Annotated in this window: 23 protein-coding genes; 12 read left to right on the forward strand and 11 right to left on the reverse strand. The window is 57.6% G+C overall.

The annotated features are described in order from the left end of the window. Positions 1-48: 48 nt before the first annotated feature. The 7 genes from FMN63_RS28005 to FMN63_RS28035 form a co-directional block, all read right to left on the reverse strand. Positions 49-1,425, reverse strand: coding sequence for an ABC transporter substrate-binding protein (locus tag FMN63_RS28005; protein WP_148587461.1), 1,377 nt, complete (start codon positions 1,423-1,425; stop codon positions 49-51). Positions 1,426-1,831: 406 nt separating this feature from the next. After that, positions 1,832-2,368, reverse strand: coding sequence for a TlpA family protein disulfide reductase (locus FMN63_RS28010; protein WP_148587462.1), 537 nt, complete (start codon positions 2,366-2,368; stop codon positions 1,832-1,834). Beyond that, a complete protein-coding gene (locus FMN63_RS28015) occupies positions 2,362-3,153 on the reverse strand; it encodes a GntR family transcriptional regulator (RefSeq protein WP_209001419.1) in 792 nt (263 codons plus the stop codon). Before FMN63_RS28015 ends, FMN63_RS28010 begins: the two co-directional genes overlap by 7 nt. A gap of 54 nt (positions 3,154-3,207) precedes the next feature. Then, positions 3,208-4,161, reverse strand: a complete 954-nt coding sequence (locus FMN63_RS28020; RefSeq protein ID WP_148587464.1) for a HEAT repeat domain-containing protein — start codon at positions 4,159-4,161, stop codon at positions 3,208-3,210. A 13-nt stretch (positions 4,162-4,174) separates the two neighbouring features. Further along, positions 4,175-4,408 (reverse strand): 4Fe-4S dicluster domain-containing protein, encoded by a 234-nt coding sequence (locus FMN63_RS28025; RefSeq protein WP_148587465.1) that lies wholly within the window; start codon positions 4,406-4,408, stop codon positions 4,175-4,177. A gap of 21 nt (positions 4,409-4,429) precedes the next feature. Continuing rightward, entirely contained in the window at positions 4,430-6,166 is a 1,737-nt protein-coding gene (locus FMN63_RS28030) for a fumarate reductase/succinate dehydrogenase flavoprotein subunit (RefSeq protein WP_148587466.1), read from the reverse strand. A gap of 66 nt (positions 6,167-6,232) precedes the next feature. After that, positions 6,233-6,634: a gamma-butyrobetaine hydroxylase-like domain-containing protein gene (locus FMN63_RS28035; RefSeq protein ID WP_148587467.1), complete on the reverse strand. Its 402-nt coding sequence runs from the start codon at positions 6,632-6,634 to the stop codon at positions 6,233-6,235. A gap of 130 nt (positions 6,635-6,764) precedes the next feature. Between FMN63_RS28035 and fdxA the strand changes: the two genes are divergently transcribed. The 5 genes from fdxA to FMN63_RS28060 all read left to right on the forward strand — a co-directional run bounded on the left by fdxA (position 6,765) and on the right by FMN63_RS28060 (position 10,297). Beyond that, on the forward strand, positions 6,765-7,091 hold the full coding sequence (fdxA, locus tag FMN63_RS28040; RefSeq protein WP_148587468.1) for a ferredoxin FdxA: 327 nt from the start codon (positions 6,765-6,767) through the stop codon (positions 7,089-7,091). 69 nt (positions 7,092-7,160) lie between these two features. Next, complete coding sequence (locus tag FMN63_RS28045; protein ID WP_148587469.1) at positions 7,161-7,976, forward strand: ferredoxin--NADP reductase; 816 nt, start codon at positions 7,161-7,163, stop codon at positions 7,974-7,976. Further along, the gene (locus tag FMN63_RS28050) at positions 7,973-8,995 is read left to right on the forward strand and encodes a YeiH family protein (RefSeq protein ID WP_148587470.1); all 1,023 of its coding nucleotides are present in this window, start codon (positions 7,973-7,975) and stop codon (positions 8,993-8,995) included. Before FMN63_RS28045 ends, FMN63_RS28050 begins: the two co-directional genes overlap by 4 nt. Positions 8,996-9,294: 299 nt before the next feature. Further along, the gene (locus FMN63_RS28055; RefSeq protein ID WP_148587471.1) at positions 9,295-9,885 is read left to right on the forward strand and encodes a TetR/AcrR family transcriptional regulator; all 591 of its coding nucleotides are present in this window, start codon (positions 9,295-9,297) and stop codon (positions 9,883-9,885) included. 1 nt (position 9,886) lies between these two features. Next, the gene (locus FMN63_RS28060; protein WP_148587472.1) at positions 9,887-10,297 is read left to right on the forward strand and encodes a hypothetical protein; all 411 of its coding nucleotides are present in this window, start codon (positions 9,887-9,889) and stop codon (positions 10,295-10,297) included. A gap of 387 nt (positions 10,298-10,684) precedes the next feature. On the opposite strand, the gene FMN63_RS28065 is transcribed toward FMN63_RS28060, so the two are convergent. Both FMN63_RS28065 and FMN63_RS28070 read right to left on the reverse strand, forming a co-directional pair. Next, entirely contained in the window at positions 10,685-11,080 is a 396-nt protein-coding gene (locus FMN63_RS28065; protein WP_148587473.1) for a VOC family protein, read from the reverse strand. Between the two features lie 66 nt (positions 11,081-11,146). Beyond that, a complete protein-coding gene (locus tag FMN63_RS28070; RefSeq protein WP_148587474.1) occupies positions 11,147-11,569 on the reverse strand; it encodes a tautomerase family protein in 423 nt (140 codons plus the stop codon). 120 nt (positions 11,570-11,689) lie between these two features. Between FMN63_RS28070 and FMN63_RS28075 the strand changes: the two genes are divergently transcribed. Next, positions 11,690-12,277 carry a TetR/AcrR family transcriptional regulator gene (locus tag FMN63_RS28075; protein WP_148587475.1) on the forward strand — a complete coding sequence of 196 codons (588 nt, stop codon included), beginning with the start codon at positions 11,690-11,692 and terminating at the stop codon, positions 12,275-12,277. A gap of 526 nt (positions 12,278-12,803) precedes the next feature. On the opposite strand, the gene FMN63_RS28080 is transcribed toward FMN63_RS28075, so the two are convergent. Next, complete coding sequence (locus FMN63_RS28080) at positions 12,804-13,844, reverse strand: helix-turn-helix domain-containing protein (protein WP_162530141.1); 1,041 nt, start codon at positions 13,842-13,844, stop codon at positions 12,804-12,806. Between the two features lie 111 nt (positions 13,845-13,955). Here FMN63_RS28080 and FMN63_RS29535 point away from each other — a divergent pair, with 111 nt between their 5' ends. The 6 genes from FMN63_RS29535 to FMN63_RS28110 all read left to right on the forward strand — a co-directional run bounded on the left by FMN63_RS29535 (position 13,956) and on the right by FMN63_RS28110 (position 20,934). Then, positions 13,956-14,318, forward strand: coding sequence for a helix-turn-helix transcriptional regulator (locus FMN63_RS29535; RefSeq protein WP_162530142.1), 363 nt, complete (start codon positions 13,956-13,958; stop codon positions 14,316-14,318). Between the two features lie 81 nt (positions 14,319-14,399). Continuing rightward, the gene (locus FMN63_RS28090) at positions 14,400-15,899 is read left to right on the forward strand and encodes a DUF1254 domain-containing protein (RefSeq protein WP_148587478.1); all 1,500 of its coding nucleotides are present in this window, start codon (positions 14,400-14,402) and stop codon (positions 15,897-15,899) included. A gap of 90 nt (positions 15,900-15,989) precedes the next feature. Continuing rightward, positions 15,990-17,537: a DUF1254 domain-containing protein gene (locus tag FMN63_RS28095; RefSeq protein WP_209001420.1), complete on the forward strand. Its 1,548-nt coding sequence runs from the start codon at positions 15,990-15,992 to the stop codon at positions 17,535-17,537. Between the two features lie 70 nt (positions 17,538-17,607). Beyond that, entirely contained in the window at positions 17,608-19,107 is a 1,500-nt protein-coding gene (locus FMN63_RS28100) for a DUF1254 domain-containing protein (RefSeq protein WP_148587479.1), read from the forward strand. A 71-nt stretch (positions 19,108-19,178) separates the two neighbouring features. Further along, complete coding sequence (locus FMN63_RS28105) at positions 19,179-20,204, forward strand: DUF1214 domain-containing protein (protein ID WP_209001421.1); 1,026 nt, start codon at positions 19,179-19,181, stop codon at positions 20,202-20,204. A gap of 184 nt (positions 20,205-20,388) precedes the next feature. Then, positions 20,389-20,934, forward strand: coding sequence for a hypothetical protein (locus FMN63_RS28110; protein WP_148587480.1), 546 nt, complete (start codon positions 20,389-20,391; stop codon positions 20,932-20,934). A 945-nt stretch (positions 20,935-21,879) separates the two neighbouring features. Here FMN63_RS28110 and FMN63_RS29960 read toward each other — a convergent pair. Further along, entirely contained in the window at positions 21,880-22,110 is a 231-nt protein-coding gene (locus tag FMN63_RS29960) for a Rid family hydrolase (protein ID WP_205514384.1), read from the reverse strand. Positions 22,111-22,113 lie beyond the last annotated feature (3 nt).

Here is a 22,113-nt window from a genome sequence, read left to right on the forward strand (position 1 = left end):
AGGTGTTGCGAGCGCCGCGGAAATGGCCGCGGCGCCCGGGTCAACGCATTATTCGGTGGGAACGAAGGCCGCGACGGCGGTCGGTAGATCGATCACCTCGCCCTTGACCTCAGCCGCGTAGGCTTCCGCCTCCGGTTTGCGCAGGAAGGTTTCATAGGTGCCGTCTTCGCCGTGGACGAAATAGGCGGTCTTGCCGAAGAGCTTCAGGCCGGTCGACTTGTCGTAGACATAGGTCGCGTTGAGCTTGGCCCCGGTACCCTGGAACTCGGCAACGGCCTTGAGGAAGTCCGGCAGGCTTTCGTAGGTCAGGATACCGTCCCGGGAATGCCAGATTTCAACAGGCAAGCCGGCATTTGCGGTTTCCGGATCGACCACCGTGGCCTTGTCGGCTTCGTAGTCCAGGCCAAGGTCGGAATAGGCCGCCTTGATATAATCCTCCGTGATCCAGGCATCGAAATCGAGCGGCGGGATCGCCTTTTCCTTCACCAGGACCGTATGGTCGAACTTCAGGGCATCGACCCAGCCGTCCTTGATGGTCGGATCGAGTGTCAGGTGACCGCCGTTTGAGAAGTAGATGTAGAGAACCTCTTTCTCCACGCCGGTCCATTTTTCCATCAGGTCGACGGCTTCGCTCGGATTTTCCTCGATCCACTGGCCGGCTTCGATCACGGCCTTCAGGAAGGCGGTGACGACCTCCGGATATTCCTCGGCGAAGTCCTGCCGGACCACGACACCATGGAGGTAGGGAACACCGGCTTCGCTGCCGTCATAGATCTTCCGGCCCGTGCCGCGGAATTCCATGATTTCCGACCAGGGGCAGAAATCGGAGTGGGCGTCGATCTTGCCTGCCGCGATATTGGCGGCACCAACGGCCGGGCTCTGGTTCTTCAGCGACACCTCTTCCGTGATGCCTTCGTCCTGCATCGCCTTCAGCAGCATGCCCCAGGCGGCTGAACCGACCGGCGTCGACACCGACTTTCCCTTAAGCTGGTCGAAAGAATAGATGTCACTTTCCACCGGAACGACGACAGCATTGCCGCTGCCCTTCAGATTGTAGCCGGTTCCGGCGACATAGAGCGTGCGCAGGGAATCCGTTTCCTGGAACTTGGCGCCGTTGACGATCAGCGGATAGTCGCCCATCACGCCGATATTCAGCTTGTTGGCCAGCATCTGGTTGGTGATCGGCCCGCCGGAGGAATAGTCTGCCCAGGTGATGTTGTAGTCGACGTCCGCATAGGCGCCGTCCTTTGGCAGATATTTTTCGAGAAGTTTCTTTTCCTTCACCACGATGCCCGCGGTGTAGGTGTCCGTGCACATGCTCTGGTGACCGATCGCGATGTCGATGGTTTTGGCCAGTGCTGGCATGCCGGGGAGTGCGACCGCGAGTGCGAGCCCCAATCCGAATCCAAGTGTTGTGTGTTTCATAGCCTTCCCTCAAGTAGTGCCGCCTATCTCAGGACGGTTTTATTGGCGCAAATGCCGTGCCAGCTTGCGGGAAGTATTTTGGGCTGGAGCCGTAACCTACTGACAAGAATAAGTATTTATCGGGATGACCGATTGTCTCGGTTAGACGGTATGGGGCGGGAAATGGGGTAAACGCTTATCCCGGCGGCAAGGTGCGCGGTTCTTGTGCATCGCGCCAAGCTTTTTTCTAATACAAGTTCGGAAAACCTGTATTATTTGATCACCTTTACCCCAGGCAGAAAAGACAAGTTTCAGCAACCCAAATGAAGAAGGGCGGCTCTTTTTCTTTTTGGAAATTTAGTGAAAAGACATCTGTGCTGCCCGATGCAAATCGCGCAGGAATGAATACTTTGAATTCTTCTCCGGATCAGCTCAAGGACTTGAGGCCGGAAATCATGGCTGGAGAGTCCCAGACCCTTTCGCCAATGGCACCATAGATCACTTGCCCGGCACCATCCAGAACATAGGTCACGGGCAGGCCGCGAATGTACCATTTGCTCGGAAGGTCCGTGTTCCGATCCAGCAGGACCGGAAGTCCGTCATGGTCGATTTTGCCCAGGAAATCCCGAACCCGGTCTTCCCGGTCGCCGACATTGACCGCAAGGACGGCGAAACGGTCCGGGTCCAGTTCCCGGCTCAGCCGGGCGAGCGTCGGCATTTCCTTGCGGCAGGGCGGACACCATGTCGCCCAGAAGGAGACAAGCACTGTCTTGCCGCGGTAGTCGCCGATCTGGTGAACGGTGCCGGCCAGGTCCGGAACGTTCAGTTCCGGCGCTTCGATTGCCAGCGGCGGTTTCACCAGCCCGAGCGATCTGAAATCGTGTTCCGCACCGTGGGCCGGGATCGCGGTTGCCGCGCAGGCCGCCAGTCCAAGCAAAATTTCGCGCCGGTTCACCTTCACCATCTTGGCACCCTGATCTTGAATTGATGACAATCCGGCCGCACGAACAGATGCTCATAATCGATCGGCTTGCCGGATGCGTCGTAGGTCAGGCGTTCCGTACGGATCACGACATCACCTTCCTTCACATTCAGGAGGCGGCTTGTGTCCGCTTCAACCGGGATGACCGTCATGGTGATGTCGGCAAAGCCGATCTCGATGCCAAGCTGGTTCTCGATGAGCGCAAAGATGTCCATGTTAGGAAGATCGAGCTGCAGGAGTTTCTGGCCGATGACGAGCGGAAAATAACTCACATCGATGCTCATCGGTTCTTGTGCGGCGATGCGGATACGCCGGATCTTGACCAGGTCTTCCCCCCGTTTCAGGTTGAGCGCGGCTGCCGCATCCCCCGGCGCCGGAACGATCCCGGCGGACAGGACTTCGGAGCGGGTTTCGACCCCGAGGGGCGCCATCAACTCGCCGAAACCCTGGAGGCGTCCAAGGTCCTGGACGGCCTGTAGCGTGCAGACAAAATAGCCCTTGCCCTGATGACCGACGATCAGGCTCGCCTCGCGCAACATGTTAAGGGCCAGCCGGATGGTGACCCGGCTGACCCCGAAACGTTTCATCAAGGCGCTTTCGCTTGGCAGATAGCTTCCCGGCGAATAGTCACCGGCGAGGATGGCCTCCATCAGCGTATTGCCAATTTCCCTGTATTTCGGCAGACGGGAAGAGGCTGCGGTCAGCGAAGGGGTAGCCCGGAGGCGGCTGCCATCATGCGCCCTGGTCCGGTCCGCCAGCCTTTCCATCCCTCTGCCCACGTTGTGCCTCTCCCCTTGCCGAAATGCTGCTCTGCAGCATTGTTACTCAATTTGCCCCAAAGCCCAACGAACATTTTTGCGAACGTCCGGATCCGGATCGTCCACGAGGTCTTCCAGGAATGGCAGGGCCGACCTGTCGGCAATCTCGCCAAGCGCCGCCGCAGCCTCCTTGCGCAGGTTCGAGGTCTGCTCTTCGAGCTGCGCTCCGATTTTCGCCACCGCAGCGGTCACCTTCAGTTTTCCCAGGCTGCGCACGGCCTTGACCCGGACCTGCCAATACGGATCGTCGAGCAGCGGAATGAGCGGCCCACCGTCACCGGTCGTGGAGATCTTGCCAAGCACTTCCGCCGCGATCTCGCGAACGGCCCAATGCTCGTCCATGAGTGCCGTCAGCAGGGCATCCCGGGCATGCGAGGATTTCGAAAAGGCGAGCGCCCCAACCGCGGTGCGACGCACCTCCGGGTCGTCATCCCGGCAGCTGGCGATCAGCGCCGGCAGGGCTTCTTCGGCCTTCAGATATCCGACAACCCCGACAGCCTGGATCCTGACTGCCGTTACGGGATCCTTCATGCCTTCGATGCCATTGGCCAGGGCATCGGGACGGCGCAGCTGCTTCAGGCCGAGCAGCGCCCCTTCCCTCACCTTTGCGTCTTCATGGTTGGTCAGGGCCAGTAGCGGATCCGCTGATTTCGGGTCCTTGAGCTCAGCGAGGCTGTCTGCTGCGGTTTTGGAAACCTTGCTGTCGGTATCCTGAAGGGCCTGGCACAAGGCCGTCGCAGCCTCCAGTCCGTCGAATTCGCCGAGCGCGATTGCCGCTTGCAGGCGCACGTCGGCGCTGCTGTCGGCAACGGCTCGGGCGATCAGCGGGATTGCATCCGGATCAGCCGTGTCGGCCAGACCCATGACCGCCACTCGGCGTATCGCCGGATCGGGATCCGACAACCTTGCGTCCAGATCCTCAAGATCGTTCTCGTCTTCGAAGGGTTCGAACACCATCTTGTCCTCCTCCTCAGCGCAGCAGATAGGGGATGTTGACGGTGACTGCATCGGTCGGGCAATCGGCCTCGCAGGGCATGCAGTACCAGCACTCGTCATATTTCATGTAGGCCTTGCCGGTCAGGTCGCTGATGCGCAGCACGTCGAGCGGGCAGACGTCGACACAGACGGTGCAGCCCTTGTCGGCAATGCATTTTCCTTCATCGACCACGACGGGAACGGTTGTCGGCGTATTGGCAATGGGCATGGGTGTCTCCGTGCGTTCGGATCAGGCCTGGGCCGTGATGCGTTGCTTGTAGTAGGCGTCCTTCTCATCCTCGGCGATCGGGATGATGTAAGGTGCGACTTCCTTCTTTTCGCAGGTCATGACGCCGTCCTGGTTGGACAAGAGGACATGACACTTCCAGTCGGAGTCGTTTGTGTCCGGATAGTCCGAACGCCAGTGATAAAGGCCCCAGCGGCTTTCCGCGCGATAGAGCGAGGCATGGGCGGCCATGTCGGCACAGTCCAGGATGCTGGCGACTTCCATCGACCGCATCAGCTCATGCGCATCGCGGGCCATCATCTGCGTGTTCATGTCCTCACGAACCTCGGCGAGCCGGGCCTGGCACAGCTCGTATTTGGCCGTCACCTTCGGCGGCTGCAGATAGTCGTTCACCAGACGCCGGATCTTGTATTCGATCTGGTTCGGCGGGATGCCGTCGTCGCGCTTCGTGGGCGCAAGAACACGCTCCTGTTCCATGGAGATCGCAGCGTCGTCGAACTCGTCGTGATCGACTTCGGCTGCGAAGTCGACAGCGTGTTCGCCCGCGATCGCACCGTTGGTAAACGCGCCCAGCATGTAGTTATGCGGGACGCTCGCCATGTCTCCGGCGGCATAGAGACCTGGCACGGTGGTGCGGGCGAACTCGTCGACATAAACCCCCGAAGCCGAATGTCCGGAACAGAAGCCGATTTCCGAAATGTGCATTTCGATCATCTGTTCGGAGTATTTCGTGCCGCGCTGCTCGTGGAAGCGGCCGCGGCTCGGCCGCTCAACCGTATGCAGGATGTGCTCGATGTGATCGGCTGTGTCCTTGTGCAAATGGTTGAGCTTGAGGAACACGGGTCCCTTGCCGGACTGCAGTTCGTTGTAGAACTCCTGCATCATCTGGCCGGACCAGTAGTCGCATTCGATAAAGCGTTCGTTTTTCGAGTTGGCCGTGTAGCCCCCGAATGGGCCCGCCACATAAGCACAGGCAGGGCCGTTGTAATCCTTGATGAGCGGGTTGATCTGGAAACACTCCAGATTGGCGAGCTTGGCACCCGCATGATAGGCCATGGAATAGCCTTCGCCGGAATTGGTCGGGTTCTCGTAGGTGCCGTAAAGATAACCGGATGTCGGCAACCCGAGCCTGCCCGCAGCCCCCATGCACATGATCACAGCCTTGGCCTTGATGACCAGGAACTCGCCCGAGCGGGTGTTGACCGCGATCGCACCGGCGGCACGGCCGCTTTTGCCGGTCAGGAGACGTGTCGCCATGTAGCGGTTGGAAATCAGTACGCGCGCCCTGCGAAGCTGGCGATACAGGGCCTTCTTGACCGTGTCGCCATTCGGCATCGGCAGGACATAGGTTCCCATGTGGTGAACCTTCTTGACGTCATATTCGCCGTTTTCGTCCTTCTGGAAGCGAATGCCGAACTGGTCCAGTTCCTCGATGATCCCGTAGCAGTTCTGCGCATATTTGTAGACCGCGGCCTGGTCGACGATGCCGTCGTTGGCGATGGTGATTTCCTTGGTGTACTGCTCGGGCGTCGAGTGGCCGGGAATGACCGCGTTGTTGAGCCCGTCCATGCCCATGGAAATGGCGCCGGAGCGCTTCACATTGGCCTTTTCCAGCAAAATGACCTTGGCGTTCGGATTTTTCTTCCGCGCCCGGTAGGCCGCCATCGGCCCGGCCGTTCCCCCGCCGATCACCAGCAGGTCGCACTCCACTTCATTCAATCCTGCACGAAGGTCGTCCATGCCTGTCTCCACTTTTTCCAGCAATTGCATTCACACTAGAACCGGCGCACCAGCCCGGTCGGTCAACTAATTGCCCTTCAGATAGTCTTCCGGTGTCAGTGCCGTTTGCTCTGGTGCTGCCGCCGCAGTTTCAGCAAGCTGCAGGAGGAAGGCCCAAGGGTAGATCCCCCGGTCGTAACCGTCTGAAAAGACAATATTGATCGCGTAGGCCCCGATCGGGCGGACCGACGTGATTGTCAGGTCCGGCCGTGCGGGAACGGCCATACCGTTGAGGCGAAGTTTCTTGCTGCCCGCCGACTGGCTGTTTTCGCGCAAAAACGGCGCGGTGAAGGTTTCGGCCCGGCCCTCCGGCCAGGAAAGCGTCAGCGACGCGCCCTTGCCGCCGACGCGAACTTCCTTGGGCGGCGCACAGGCGGCCACCTCCTCGGCGGAAGGTAGCGGCGTGTAGGTGTTTGGGGTTGGCTGCATGTCTGTTCCAGCTCCTTTAGGACTGAAACCAGCTCACCACAGGCCGGAAATCCGCAATAGCAACTAATTGACCGACATTTCGAAGGGACCCGGCAATAACGGCGACATCTCATCGAAACGGAGGGGTCAAATGACGTTTGTCGTCACCGAAAACTGCATCAAGTGCAAATACACCGACTGTGTCGAAGTCTGCCCTGTGGACTGCTTCTATGAGGGCGAGAACATGCTCGTCATCAACCCGGACGAATGCATCGACTGCGGTGTCTGTGAGCCCGAATGCCCCGCCGAAGCCATCCTGGCCGACACCGATCCGGAAGCGCAGAAGTGGCTCGATCTCAACACACGCTATGCGGCGGTCTGGCCCGTCATCACCGAGAAGATTGACGCCCTGCCCGATGCCGAGGACTGGAACGGTGTCAAGGGCAAGCTTGAACACCTGAGCGAGAAGGCCGCCTGAGCCTTGTCATCGCCCCTCGCAATACCGTCTGCCGGTGGCTCCACGAAACTTGAAGGGAAAGAAGCAGCCATGAATGTCATGACACGACCGGAAGAGCTGGAGGCCTGTGCGCCGGCCGGCACCTTCGTTGAGACCGTCACCAGCGTCACTCACTACACCGACCAGCTGTTTCACTTTCACATGACCCGGCCGGCGGGGTTTCGTTTCCGTTCGGGCGAGTTCGTGATGATCGGCTTGATGATCGAGGGCAAGCCGGTGTTTCGCGCCTATTCCATCGCCAGCCCGTCCTGGGCCGAGGATATGGAATTTTTTTCCATCAAGGTGCCCGACGGTCCCCTGACATCTCACCTGCAGAAGGTGCAGCCGGGCGATGCGATCCTGATGCGCAAGAAGCCGACGGGGACGCTCGTGAACGACGCGCTTGTCACTGGCAAGCGGCTCTACATGTTCTCGACCGGTACCGGCATCGCGCCCTTTGCCAGCGTGATCCGGGATCCGGAAACCTACGAAAAATTCGATGAACTGATCCTCACTCATTCCTGCCGGGAGGTCGCGGAACTCAAATACGGCCAGGACCTTGTGGCTGCGGTGAAGACGGACGAGATGCTGAACGAGCTTTTCGACCCATCGAAACTCACGCTCTACAACTCGGTGACCCGCGAGGATTATCCATTTCGCGGCCGGATCACCGACCTGATCGAAAGCGGCAAGCTTTTTGAAGATCTGGGCGTGCCAGTGCTCGATCCTGCGACCGACCGCGCCATGATCTGCGGATCGGCGGATATGCTGAAGGACACCAAGGCCTTGTTGGAGGCAGCGGGGCTGACGGAGGGAGCCAACAACCGGCCGGCGGAATTTGTCATCGAACGGGCATTTGCCGGATGAAAACGCGGGCTTTCGCCGGCCTGCTGCCAGGGCTTTTTCTTTGTCTGGCGATCAGCGTGCTGGCCATCGGACTGAGCAAGCTCGGCAGCCTCCTTACCAATCTTCGGCTGATAGACCCGTTTACCGGCGCGATCCTCATTGGCATCCTTGTCAGAACCTTTGCGGCCATTCCACCGTCCTTTGCATCCGGGATCCGCTGCGGCACGATCTCGGTTCTCGAGATTGCCGTCATCCTTCTCGGGTTTTCGTTGAGCTTCGACGTCTTCCATGACGGCGACCTCGCTTTCGTGCTGTTCGTCATGCTCCTGGTCGCCTGCATGATCCTGGCCGGCTTCACGCTCTGCAGGGCCGTCGGCCTGCCGGAGGGCCTTTCCCTCCTTATCGCTTGCGGAAATGCCATCTGCGGCAACGCTGCCATAGCCGCAGTCGCTCCCGCCGTCGGGGCCGGCAACGAGGATGTGGTCGCCGCGATCACCTTCAGTTCGATCCTTGGCGTCCTGTTTGTCTTGTTGCTTCCCGCGCTCGCACCATTCATCGGATTGAATGCATTTCAATTCGGCACCTTCGCCGGTTTGACGGTCTATGCCGTTCCGCAAGTCGTCGCGGCGACGGCACCGGTCAGCATGGTCAGCGCCCAGGTCGGCACGACAATCAAGCTCATCCGGGTCCTGATGCTGGTCCCCGCAGTTTTGCTCGCTCCGCTTTTGTTGCGGAACCGCGAAAAGCCAAGCCCATCACATGGCAAACCGCATATACGTCTGGTGAAAGTGCTGCCCTGGTTCATTCCCGGCTTTCTGCTGGCGGCGGCGCTGAACAATCTGGGATGTGTGCCGGAAAGTGTCGGAAACCTGACTTCGGAGATTTCGCGCGGGCTGTTCGTCGTGGCCATGTCCGGTCTCGGCTTGAGCGTCGACCTGCGCCGGCTTGTGAAGATCGGCCCCGCCCTAATCCTGGGTGTTACCTTGAGCCTTGTGATGCTCGCCGCGGTCAGCTTCCTCTTTGTGTTGTCTTTTGCTTGAGAGGTTGAGCCTGCAAGAACGAGGATCGCGGGACCAAATCAGGTCCGCCGATTGCCCTGAAGTCTGAAAGGCCCTTTCGAATAACCTCTCGCGCCCCTTCCAAGAGACCATCAAGGCGTGGTGAATGGCTGAAATGGACCGTTTGGCTGTCAGCCGGTTCACGCCCGAGGAGGTCGGTTTTAGCCGGTCCTACGGATGCCACGCGCTCGGGGAATGGTCGTTTGCAGCAGCAAATCAAAATTCGCTTGAATAGCTCGCATAATTATTGAATGTTCGTTCCATAATTTTGTGAGGTGCGTATGGCCCGGCCAGTTGAATTCGACAGAGAGACAGTTCTGGATGCAGCGTTGCTGGCGTTCTGGAAGTCTGGATATGCCGCCTGTTCGCTCCAGATGCTTGTTGATGCAACAGGCCTGAGCCGCCAAAGCATCTATAACACGTTCGGTGACAAGGACGGGCTGTTTCTTGCGGCGCTGGATCATTACAGGGCCAAAGTTTCAATCCAGTGCGAAATGATTGAGGCTTCGGACGCCGATCAAAACAGTTTGCGTGATTTTATCTTCAACAGCATTTCCGTACAGCAAAACCTTGGGCCGGGTGCTTGCTTTATTGTCATCACGGCATTCAGTCCTCAAGCGTGCGACGCGAAAATCAAACCAGCGCTTGATGCCGGTGCACAAAGGGTCAGGTCCGCTTTGAAGACCTTCATCCGGAATGCCGCCTTACGTGGGGAGTTCAACCCGCAGCTTTCCCCGGAAAGCGGCGCTGCCCATCTCTATGCGGTCATGAACGGCTTGAGCGCGCTTGCGCAAACAGGTGGCTCGAAAGAGCACATGGAAACAGCCCTTGATCTTAGCCTTCAAACTCTCTTTCCAAAGACCGGATCATAAGGTGTCTCGTCGAACTTTCCTGACCTTTGCCTCGTTTGTGGCCTGTACGATTGGCGTGATCGCGGCGGTGTTTCCCATGACCCTCCTTGTCGACATGAAGTCGGCGGTGCCCGGTGACACAGGGTTGGTTATGGCGCGCACGGCTGGGGTCTTTCTTTTGAGTTTTGGTGTCCTGAATTTTCTCGCGCGAGGCGACGCAGATTCACCAACAATGACAAATCTGTTGCTGGCAAACGCTCTTCTTCAGGTGCTTATCCTTCCAGTTGATCCCTTGGCCTATGCAATGGGCGTCTACGGATCCGTCATGTCCTTTATCCCCAACACCATCCTTCATGTCGGTTTGCTGTTCGGATTTCTTTATTATTGGAATGCGTCAATATCCCGTAGAAACGAGTACGCTGGCATCGGCTAGCGCATTGGCCGACATGACATTCCGCCAGAATTTCTGGCACTTGCTGTGAAGGCCGTTCTTGATGAGGGCAGTTGTCAGCGAATTGCCGTGGCGACGTTGCCACAAACGGCAGCCCTTTCCACTCAGCCGACCTTCACCTGAAACCGGGGCGACTCTCTGCATCAGCGCAGCGTACGTCGGTTTCGAGCCTATCCAAGACACATTTTGCAGCGCGCTGAGCTCAACAATTGGCGGGAAGCGGGCGTTCGCTGCGGAAAGAAGGAATGGCCGAAAAGGGGCCGTATGCGGAATGGCAGCTCACAGTTTTTTGTGACGGCAAGCCGACCTTGGCAGGTTTTTTAGTCCTTATGATTTGTCTTCCTGCAGATTATGCCATTCCCAGGCAACTCAATGGACGCAGTCCAGCATCCACTGGACTCCAAATTTGTCAGTCAGCTTACCGAAATAACTTCCCCAGGGTTGCTCTTCCAAGGGTGTGGTAACTTTGCCGCCCACAGCCAGTTTCGTGAATAAATCACGCGTCGCGGTCCGGTCGTCCATGATCATATAATGCGAAGAGCCGCGCATGGGTTCGGCATCGTGGTTGTCGGAGGCGAAGAACTGGACACCTGGCCCTTCGAAGCAGGCATGCATGATCTTGCCGCGCATCGCTTCGGTCGCAACTGGGATGCCGTGGTCGCCATGCCGCATCAGCATCGTCACACGACCGAGGCCGCATTCGGTGTAAAACGCAAGCGCTTCTTCGCACTGCGTCGTGAAAAAAAGATAGTTGGAAAGCTGCATTTTGTGCCTTTTCGGTTATCCCGGACCGGCTCCATCGACGCCAGTCCGGTATTGTCAGAACGAGGCTTATGCCGCCGAGTTCATGATGGCCGCACCAAGATCGGCGTTCACATAACCACGCCCGGCAATGCCCCAAGCCCCTTCAGGCGCGTAAAGAATATTGGACCAGATGTGCTCGCGCTTGATCTTGCCAGCCGCTGCCTTCTCAACGATGTCCGTCGCCTTCTCAATGAAAGCACGCTTTTCTTCCAACGTCGCCAACGCGACCTCCGGCAGCTTCAACTCCACGAATGCTGCATTCACTGGCTTGCCACCCGCGAGAACGCGGCCATGCGGCAGCGTGTGAATGGAACCAACGATGTTCGCGGTCATGAAGGTGTTTCCGCTCAAGTCGGACACTTCCAAAAGTGCATCTGTCAGCGCGGCAAAGGTTTCTTTTTCCTCCGACGACGTCATAACGCCTTCTGGAATTGTGAGTGTAATAGGCATGGATTTCTCCTTGTTTGAATTCATTTGCGGTTCATATATAGTGATCACTCTCTATCTATAGACATCATTTGCTCTCTATTACAAGCCATAAAGAGCGATCTCTCTAAAAAGGTTTTGGTCATGCGTTACAGTGCCGAGCATAAGGAAAAAACGAGGGCGAAAGTTGTAAGCGCTGCCGGTCAGGTGTTTCGTGAGGAAGGTTACGGCGGCGCGGGTATCGACGCGCTCACAAAGGCCGCCGGGGTCACGAATGGCGCCTTTTATGGTCATTTCAAATCAAAGGGCGCCGCATTCCGCACTGCTGTACTCGCGGGACTGGAAGACTTGCGGGTCGGCATTGCGGCAGTGAAAGCAGAACACACATCAGGTTGGCTGAAAGCCTTTGTCGACTATTACATGGGTTATAAGCGAACATGTGCCATGGGTGACGGCTGCGCGTTGCCACTCTTGTCAGCCGATGTCATGCGATCAGACGAGGATACCAAGCAAGCTTATACTGAGGAGTTGGAGCGCATAGCCGCTGAAATCGCCAGTGGCCTGTCGACGGACAATTCGAGTGGTCGGACGCCCGACGATCAAGCACTCCTGTTGCTTTCCCTGCTTACTGGAGGCGTGACGCTGGCCCGCGCCGTGGCCGATCCCGGCATGTCGGAGAAAATAGCGAAACTCGTAACCCATGAAGCACTACGGCTTACAGGCGACAATTGAGGCTGACCAAAATTACACAAATGTATCACTTATTTTGCCTCTTAGAGAATGTAGGTTTGCGTCACATTGGCGGAGAAGCCGGAGTTCGCCACCTAACATTCACTCTTGAAATACGATGTCTAGTGTACGGCTGCACTCGGGATGTTAAACTGAACATTTAGGCGTCCCAAATGAGACGCTAAGCCGCCATTCACTAAGGCGGCGCCCTATGGCAGCTTCGGGCCGGGAAGAGACTGTCGGCCCATACGCTCCATATTACCTAAGCTGACATTTTTATGAATGAGATCTGCGATAGATTGCTGCTCGAAGCGGATGCTGGGCGCGGTCAGGGCATAAGGTAGTTTGCGCCCTCATGCCTGTCTTTGCGGAGATCGTTGGATGCGACCAAGGCCGGACATTTTGGACGGTAGTGTATGAATTCGTTGTTACACCATGAGCAAACGCTTCTGCAAAAGCGAACATTTCCATTGGCTCGGCTGGACGCTCTGGTCCGCTTGCGCCAGGAGAACAGAACGATCAGATCGCATCAAAGCCCATCCACGAAGTTTTGGTGACGATAGTCCGTTGGCGTGATGCCCGTGAACCGGCGGAAGGCGCGTGTAAAGTGTTGGGGGCTTTCATAGCCGGCCATCGTTGCAACATCAATGACCTTCAGAGCAGGATTTTCGAGGTTCTGACGAGCAAGCTCGAAGCGTGCTTCCTGAAGCAGCCGCGAATAGGAACTTCCGCAAAGTTTGAGCCGTCGCTGAAGTGTTCTTGTGCTTATCCCTGCTATTTCGGCGGCGAAGGTGACATCGGTGCGTCCATCGGTAAGGTAGGGCTGAACCATCTTTCGAAGAAGGGTGACAAACTCCCAGTCCTCCGATCGACCGTTTTGCTCATCTTCAGAAGGTGCCGGGGCTGGCTTTTGCAGAGTCGGCCGGTGCGCTGCCTGCGCGTTCGTTGAGAGTGCGAGACACCCACGCTCAATCACAACGGATGCATGGGCTTGGCCAACCAGTATACGCGTGTCGGGAAATGTGGCGTGTACGGCATCGGGAAGACGATGCCTAGACGCGAAGCACAACTCACTCGGATACCACATTGGGCCCGCAACGCTGCGCATCACCGAAATGACCGCCTGGAGGTTCAACCATTCCGCGAAACACACATAAGGATGGCGCCCCAGTCCCCTCATGTTGCAGATCACCCGAATATCATCCGCCTCCTGCCGGACGCTCATTTCAAGGGCACTGTCCTCGAACCGCGACAAGGAGGCCAGGGCCTCCAGGCGTTTCAGGCCGGTTTGTGCCGTGATGATGGCAGCCTGTTGGATCGGACGTAAAGAGGACAGTGAGGCTGCCTGAGCGCCAATCAGCCCAAGTTCCATGATTGGGAGGTCGTGACCGGTCCGAGCGACCCATTCCAAGGCTACGGGGATGCTGACGTAGAGATCCGGGGTCTCTTCAATGTTTTTCGGCAATTTCGAATGTGCAAGACCACGGTCGACCGGAGCACCTATCTCGCGCAGTGCCGAGATATAGTTGTTCAGATGGGTCGCTCGGACGAGCGCAAGCCTGCTTTCCAAACGCAATCCCCCTTGGCTCGCCCGCTTGAATTTTGGCGCGCATTGGTTGGAGTTCGTTTCTCCAACCGGTCAATGTGGTCATTCCACATCTTTCAACCAAGGGTAACACGGATGCCTCGCCGAACGAAGGGTTCCGAAAAGGAACTTGCCAGAATCAGGTCGGCGATCGCCGGGCTTGTTTTGGCCGGCACGATATCGCTTGAATCCGCAGCAGCACATCTTGCGACCACTCCGCGAACGCTTCAGCGCAGATTGAGCAACCATGGCATAAACTTCTGGGCACTCGTCGAGCATAATCGGTTCGAGATCGCCAGCGCTTTACTTCGCGAGACCGACTTGAAGGTTCAGGAGATTGCCGCAAGGCTTGGCTACGGCACGCCAAGCACCTTTGCCCGGGCATTCACCAGGTGGTCGGGACATTCGCCCAATGCCTACAGGACAGCGCACGCAAATCGGTTCCCCGTAGGCGAATAATGGCGCGAAATGGGCAGAAGCGACACATGACGACACGTAATCTTGGTTAGCCAACAAGACCTGTCTGAGGAGTAACAACGGATGATCCGACTGTCTGCCGTGAGCGCCTTCGCGTTAGCCTTCACCCTGGGGTCTGCGCTGGGGCAGGTCTTGCCAGCGGAACTCGAGGCGATTTCCATCCCCGACAAGGTCGAAACCCCCATCGGTACGCTGGAGTTTTTCGATGGCGTTCCCAAGGACGCGACGATTTCGACAGTCTACGACAATCTTGACCGCATGCGTGGGGTGGAGGTGTTTCTGGACAATGTCGGCGCCGTGTCCATGTACAGCGTGCGCACCGGCCTTGCGGATGCCGGTGCCAAGGGGGCGAACAAGATCGCGCTCTTCGAGCAGTTGATGGATTCGCAGACCCTCGTGGTAACGGCCAACACGTCCACGCTTTACGCCTATACCTACACGGATCTCGCCAATGACGGTCCCACGGTGATCGAGGTGCCGCCCGGCATGCTCGGCTTCCTCAACGATGCCTGGCAGCGCTTTGCCGGCAATATGGGCGTCACCGGACCCGACAAGGGCAAGGGCGGCAAGTATCTGGTCGTGCCGCCGGGCTATGACGGTGCTATTCCCGACGGCTATTTCCTGCTGAAGCCATCGACCAACAGAAATTTCATGTTTCTGCGTGGCTCCATCAAGAACGGTCTGAAGCCTGCGGTGGAAAACATCACGTCGAAATTGAGGGTCTATCCGCTGAAAGATGCGGCCAATCCGGCGGCAACCGAATTCGTCAACATGTCGAACAAGCCGTTCAACACCGTCTTCGCCAGTGATTTCAGCTATTTCGAGAGCTTGAACAAGGTTATCCAGGAGGAGCCGATTGACGCCATCAGCCCGGAAGTGCGGGGCGCGATTGCTGCGATCGGCATCGTCAAGGGCAAGCCTTTCGCGCCGGACGAGCGAATGAAGAAGCTACTGAGCGAGGCGGCAACACTGGCGGACGCGACAGCGCGCGTTATCACCTATCATCCCCGCATCGATGGCGTGAGGATCTATCCCGATGACCCGAATAGCGTCTGGTCCACGGCCTTTGCCAACAAGAACACCAGTTTTGAGGCAGACGGCACGATGGGCCTCGACGCGCGGGTGCTGTACTATTTCAATGCAGGCGGCGTGACACCCGCCATGGCCGCTACCCATCCGGGACAGGGGTCGGACTATGGTCTGGCGGTTCTCGATTCCAACAAACAACCGTTCGACGGGTCGAAGACCTACAGGCTCCACCTGCCCAAGGATGTTCCGGTGAATGATTTCTGGGCGGTCACCATTTACGATACCCAGACCCGGTCGCAGCTCCAGACAAGCCAACCGTTCCCCACTATCGGCAGCCAGACCGATGGCATGACCAAGAACGCCGACGGCTCCTATGACGTCTATTTCGCCCCCGAAGCACCCGCGGGTAAGGAAGGAAACTGGCTGCAGACCGTTCCGGGCAAGAGCTGGTTCACCATTCTACGCATGTACGGCCCGCTGGAGCCCTGGATCAACAAGACCTGGCGGCCGGGCGAAATCGATTTGGTCGAGTGATTTGATCGGCGGAGCAGATGCCCCGCCGATTTGCCCTAAATGGCCTGTCGTACAAGCGCGTTCTGGCAATGACCCATAGGATAAGAGAAGATGACACAGATAAACGGATTTCTCGGAACGCCGTCTGCCTCGACGTGGGTCGGCGCGGTGCTTGCCCGTTCGAGTGGGGCACTGCGCTCCACAAAGCGGCACGCGACCCAAGCCTTAACCGTCATCGCCCTTGTCGGTATGACCGCCAGTGCACAGGCCCAGACCGAGCAGAAACTAGAGGCCATCGCAGAGCAGGCCTATATCTACGGCCTGCAACAGGCGATTTATTATGGCCAGCGTTGGACTTACACCCAGAATGACACCAAGGATAACATCGTCTATGCAGGCCTGAACCAGTTTGCATGGGTGCGCAAGCAGATTACCCCCGATTATCCCGTGGTCACGCCGAACGCGACCACGCTTTATGGCGCAGGCTTTCTTGACCTGCGCTCAGGACCAGTCGTCATCGAAGTGCCAGAGATCACCGGCCGTTACTTCAGCGTCCAAGTCATGGATCAGTACGGCATATTTCGGATGATCGTCGGGTCGCCCTTCAATGGCACAAAGGCGCGAAAATATATTCTGGTTCCGCCGGGATTCACCGGCAATGTTCCGGCCGATTTCCCAACCACTGATATCGTACAATGGCCGACCCTGACCGCTTACGGCGTGGTCCGTATGGCTGTCGAAACCGGGTCCGCTGCCGAGATCAAAACGATCAACGGCTATCAGGATCAGGTGACCATCACGCCCTTGGCCGATTGGCTGGCCAATAGCCACAAGGGCATCGCCCAAGCCGACAGAAAGAAAGTGAAGGGCGATTTCCTCATCCCCGATGGCCTGCCCGAATATCAGTTCGGTCAGGTCGACAAACAGACTGCCGAGCAATATTTCACCCTGCTCAGCGTAATCCTGAATGATCCGACCATGCCAACGCTCAAGGATTCGATCATGGAGGCCGACATACTCAAGCAGCTTGAGGCGTTCAACATCGGCAAGGGTCTGAGCTTTGACTGGGCCAAACTGACGGCAGAGAAAAAAACGGCACTCGAGACCGGGTTCAGGGCCGGGTTTGACAACGTGCGCAAGACGCTGAAGACCAACATGATAAACATGAATGGCTGGGGCGTCGTGCGCAATGACGGCGGATTCGAAACCCGTTGGATGGACCGCGCGATCATCGCCGATGCAGCCTGGGCCGCACCGGACAAGAACATCTCGCATGGTGGTGCGTTCCTGTTCACCGATTCCGAAGGCAAGCCGCTCGATGGCAAGAACAACTACACCCTGACCTTCGAGATGAACGATCTGCCGCCGGTTACCCAATTCTGGTCCATCCCGATCTACAGCGCCGAAGGCTACTTCGTGGCCAATGAGATCAACCGCTACACCATCAACAGCTTCATGCTGAAATCTGGTGAGCTGGTGGCCAAGGACGGCAAGCTGGTGATCTATATCCAGAACGAAAAGCCCTCTGATCCGGATCAGGCGAAAAACTGGCTTCCGGCGCCGGCCAAAGGGTTTCGCTTCACCTCGCGCTTCTATGGGCCTTATGCTCCGCTGGTAGACGGCACTTACAACATGCCGAAGGTGATCAAGGTCGAATGATCCGAATGATCAACCATGGGCACCCGTCCGGGTGCCCTCGATCTGCAGACCGCACCAAGGAGACAGTGACATGATTAAGCGGTTACTTCTGTCCACAACAGTCTTGGCGTGTTTCGCGGGATTTCCGGCATCATCCGAGGTCAACAAGGCCGAACTGGAGTCGATCTCCATTCCCGACAAGGTCGAGACGTCGATTGGCACCCTCGAATTCTTCGATGGCGTACCGATCGGCGACACTGTCGACAAGGTCTATGACAATCTCGATCTTATGCGGGGGCTGGCGGCCTTCTTGGACAATCAGGGCGCGGCCTCGCTCCACGCCATGCGGATGGGTAATGCGGGCATCGGCGCCGATGCGTCCAACAAGTTCACGATCACCGAGCAACTGCTCCAGCCGGAATCCCTCTATCTGACCGGGAACACATCGACGCTCTATGCGCTTGGCTACATGGATCTGAAAAAAGATGGCCCATTGGTCGTCGAACTGCCGCCCGGCATGCTAGGCTTTGTCGATGATGCCTGGTTCAGATTTGTCGAGAATCTGGGCGCGATTGGCCCGGACAAGGGGAAAGGCGGCAAATACCTGATGCTGCCGCCCGACTATCAGGGGGCGGTGCCGGCAGGGTATTTCGTGATCAGAACCGACACGTACAGCAACCTCGTGTTCCTGCGCGGCTCCATCGCGAAGGGTCTTGAGCCTGCGGTCGAAAACATCAAGTCCAATCTCAAGGTGTATCCGCTGGCGCAGGCGGACAACCCGCCTGAAACCGAGTTCGTCAACTTCTCTGGCAAGAGCTACAACACGATTGCGCCAAATGACTTCAGTTTTTTTGAGGGCATCAACCAGGTGGTTCAGGAAGAGCCGATCGGCGCGATCGACTCCGAGGCACGGGGGCTTCTGGCCGCGATCGGCATCGTGAAGGGCCAACCCTTCAACCCAGATGCGCGCATGAAGAAGCTGCTCGGCGAAGCGGCGACAATCGGAAACGCGACTGCGCGGGCCATCACCTATCAGCCGCGCATCGACGGGGTGTTCATCTACCCGGATACCAATAGTGCCTGGACAACCGCCTATGCGAACAAGAACACGACCTTTGAGACCAATGGCGCGATGGGCCTCGATGCGCGTGTCTTGTTCTATTTCAATGCGACCGGTGTGACACAGGCGATGGCGGCCACGACTGTCGGGCAAGGTTCCGACTATGCCCTGGCTTATCTTGATGCCGACAAGAAACCGCTGGATGGGTCAAAAACGTACAAGCTGCGTCTGCCGCCGGACGTTCCGGTCAACAATTTCTGGGCGGTAACGCTCTACGACACGCAAACGCGCTCCTTGCTGCAAACTGGGCAGAGATTCCCGACAATGGGCAGTCAGAGCGAGGGGGTTCAGAAGAACGCCGACGGCTCCTACGACGTTTATTTCGCGCCAGAGGCGCCTCTGGGCAAGGAGGGCAACTGGCTCCAGACCATTCCGGGCAAGAGCTGGTTTACCATCCTGCGCATGTACGGTCCGCTGGAGCCCTGGATCAACAAGACCTGGCGGCCGGGCGAAATCGAATTGGTCAAGTAAGCTTGCTGAAACCTGAAATCCCGATCAATTCACCTTCGAACATCACAATTCAAATGGAGCTCGGTTTTAGAATGAAAAGCTTTTCTTCTCTATCTCTGGTATGCGCGCTTGCCATGACCCCGCTTCCCCTGGCGGCACACGCGGCCGAACCTGTCATCGTCAATGTCGATAATTTCGACAGGGCGCAGACCGACTTCGAGTTTGTCGGCATCATCAAGCTGGCGGACGGCATCAACAAGCTGCACCATAACCGGACGCCGACGCCGATCGACAAGCAGAATGTCATCCGGATGAACCGCGACACGCTGTACAGCCTCGGCGTCGTCGATATTTCAAAGGGAGCGACCGTGACCATGCCGGATGCCGGAAAGCGATACATGTCGCTGATGGTCATCAACAATGACGGCTACGTCAACGAGGTCTACTATGGTGCTGGTGCCCACGAACTGACAGTGGACAAGTTCGATACGACTGTCGTCGGCCTTGTCATCAGAACGCTCGCAGACCCGGAAGACAAGGCGGATCTCGAGGAAGCTCACAAGCTTCAGGACATGATCGAGATTTCGGCCGGTTCGGATGCACCGTTCGTGATGCCGGACTACGACAAGGCAAGCTACGAGGCGACACTCGCGCCGGTTCTCGATCTTGCCAAGGGGCTGAAGCGGTACATCAACACCTTCGGCTCCAAGGAGGAAGTCAACCCCGTCCATTTCCTGATCGGCACCGCGTCTGCCTGGGGCGGGTTGCCGGACAAGGCCGCGGTTTACGTTAATGTGCAGCCTGACCTGCCGGTGGGCGAATACGAACTCAAGGTCAAGGATGTGCCGGTCAAGGGTTTCTGGTCGATCAGCCTTTACAACGCCAAGGGTTATTTTCAGGAAAATGACCTTCATGCCTACAGCCTCAACGATCTGACCGCGAAGCCGAACAGTGATGGGTCCTATACCATTCGCTTTGGCGGATGCGGCGAGGGTGTCGAGAATTGCCTGCCGATCATGGACGGCTGGAACTACGCAGTGCGTATGTATGAGCCGAGCGAAGCGATTCAGGACGGTACATGGACGTTCCCGGGTCCGCCGACGCCACGGAAGAAGTGACCGGAAAACGGCCCGGCCACTAGACTGTCCGAGCCATCTCGGATGCGGCTTCACAAGCCGAAATGCGTAGCGTCGGAGGACCCAGGGTCCTCCCAGACGATTAGAAAAGCCAAACAAATTCTGTTCCTGAGGCACTTCCAGTTAACGGGTGTGGCTCCACTTTCAATCTGTTGGGAGAATTCCGATGAAACCGCTGGAACTTGCAGTAAACAGGCGAACACTGGTAACGAGCCTGGCCGCAACTGCGGCGATCGCCGCGGCAGCCCCTCACTCGGCCGCACAAGCAGCGGAAGAAAACGCCGACTTCCTCTTTGTCCAGACCTCAAAAAGCATGGCGTTCGATCCGGCAACCATGACGCTGACTCTGAAGGATGTCAGTCCGACGACGTTGTTCTTTTCCGACAGACCGGAACGGATCGCCGGCAACATGACCACCGCTGCATTCCTTCCGTTCTGGAGCGAAGGCACCGACAGCTTCCTTTCCAATCCGCCCAATGCCGATATTTCGGTTCTCGAAGGCGAGATGCTTCATCAATCGGTGGTGGTCCTGATGGATCCTCGCCTTGAGGGCGACGATCTGGTTTACACGGTGAAGATGATCGAGGGAGAACTGCCTGGCACGGGCGAAAACGTCTCCGTCTTCATTGATGTCATCGGCATGCCGCTGACGCCGCTTTCCTATGCCGGCGCCCGGCGCCGCGTTTATCGCCGCGCATATATGTATCGATAGATGCAACCCGGGAATGCAGAGCGCGGCACAGGATCGGCGGTTTTCTGATAAAGTGGCTGTCGTTTGCCATTTGGAAAAGTGAGCGGATTCTCGAAAGACGACTGGTTGCGAGGCTTTGACATGCTGAAGCTTGTACTGAATTCGGCTGCCTCGAATAGCCTTCTGTTCTGTCCGGGGCCTTCGGCGCTGGCCGCCGATGGCCCTCATCCGGGCGAGCCTGCGCTGGCTGCGGACCTATTCAAGGGTGGCGTTTCAAAGCGGCGTCTATGGCTGGCTTCCAGACATTGACATGAGGACATCAGCTGGTGGCACCGTCGAGCTTCCGATCTGGCAGATCCTGCAAAATCTGAACTTTACCGCGATGGGCCAGCTCTCAGCGGAAAGGGGCACTTCGGTGGGGTCTCCGATCTCATCTACATGAACCTTCAAGGGTCGGAGATGTCCGCTACCTAGACTATAATTTCGGCGATGCCCCGAAGCTGAGCGATCTGACGGTGAACGGCCCGCTTATCGCCCGATGCTCTAGGCCTGCTATTCGGGAGGCAGAAAATGACCTGTTCCCGCTGGCACGATATGGCCGGACGAACGCAGAGCGTTTGCTCCGGTGATCCCGATTGCGCGGACGATTGCCCTGATTAAGTCGAGGCGAACGTCCGGTTTCAAGGTGCCTGCTGGAAGCCGTAAACGGCCGACATGGGGCCGCGAAGCCGCCATTAATTGAGACAGTGCCCTATGGCAGCTTCGGGCCGAAAGCTACGCCAGCGAAGTCGATTGGATTGGTGAGGGCCTGCCGTGCCGACGCAAGTCCGGTCCGAGCCCTCGTTTTACAAGTGCAGCAGTTCGCTTGAATGGCTGCAGTGCGTCATAAACTGAGCCGATTTTGGCCGTGACCTTGATCTCTAGGAGCAAACTGGGATTAGCGAGATTAACCACGCCGACAGCGGTTCAATTCAGGAACGGTGGTTTTGGAAAGACCATTTGTTTAGCCGCAGCGAAGGCGGCGAAGTGGCCATGCATATTCACATGAAAAGTGGTGATGTCGACAATGTCGTCGAAGCTGCATTCTGCGGCGCTTAGCACGTCACCCAAGTTTGCGAACGCCTGTTTAAACTGCGCCGCAGGATCCGCGATTGCGATGCCAGACGCGTCGACACCCACTTGTCCGGATACAAACAGGCC

The organism is Stappia sp. BW2 (assembly GCF_008107695.1).
Taxonomy (GTDB): domain Bacteria; phylum Pseudomonadota; class Alphaproteobacteria; order Rhizobiales; family Stappiaceae; genus Roseibium.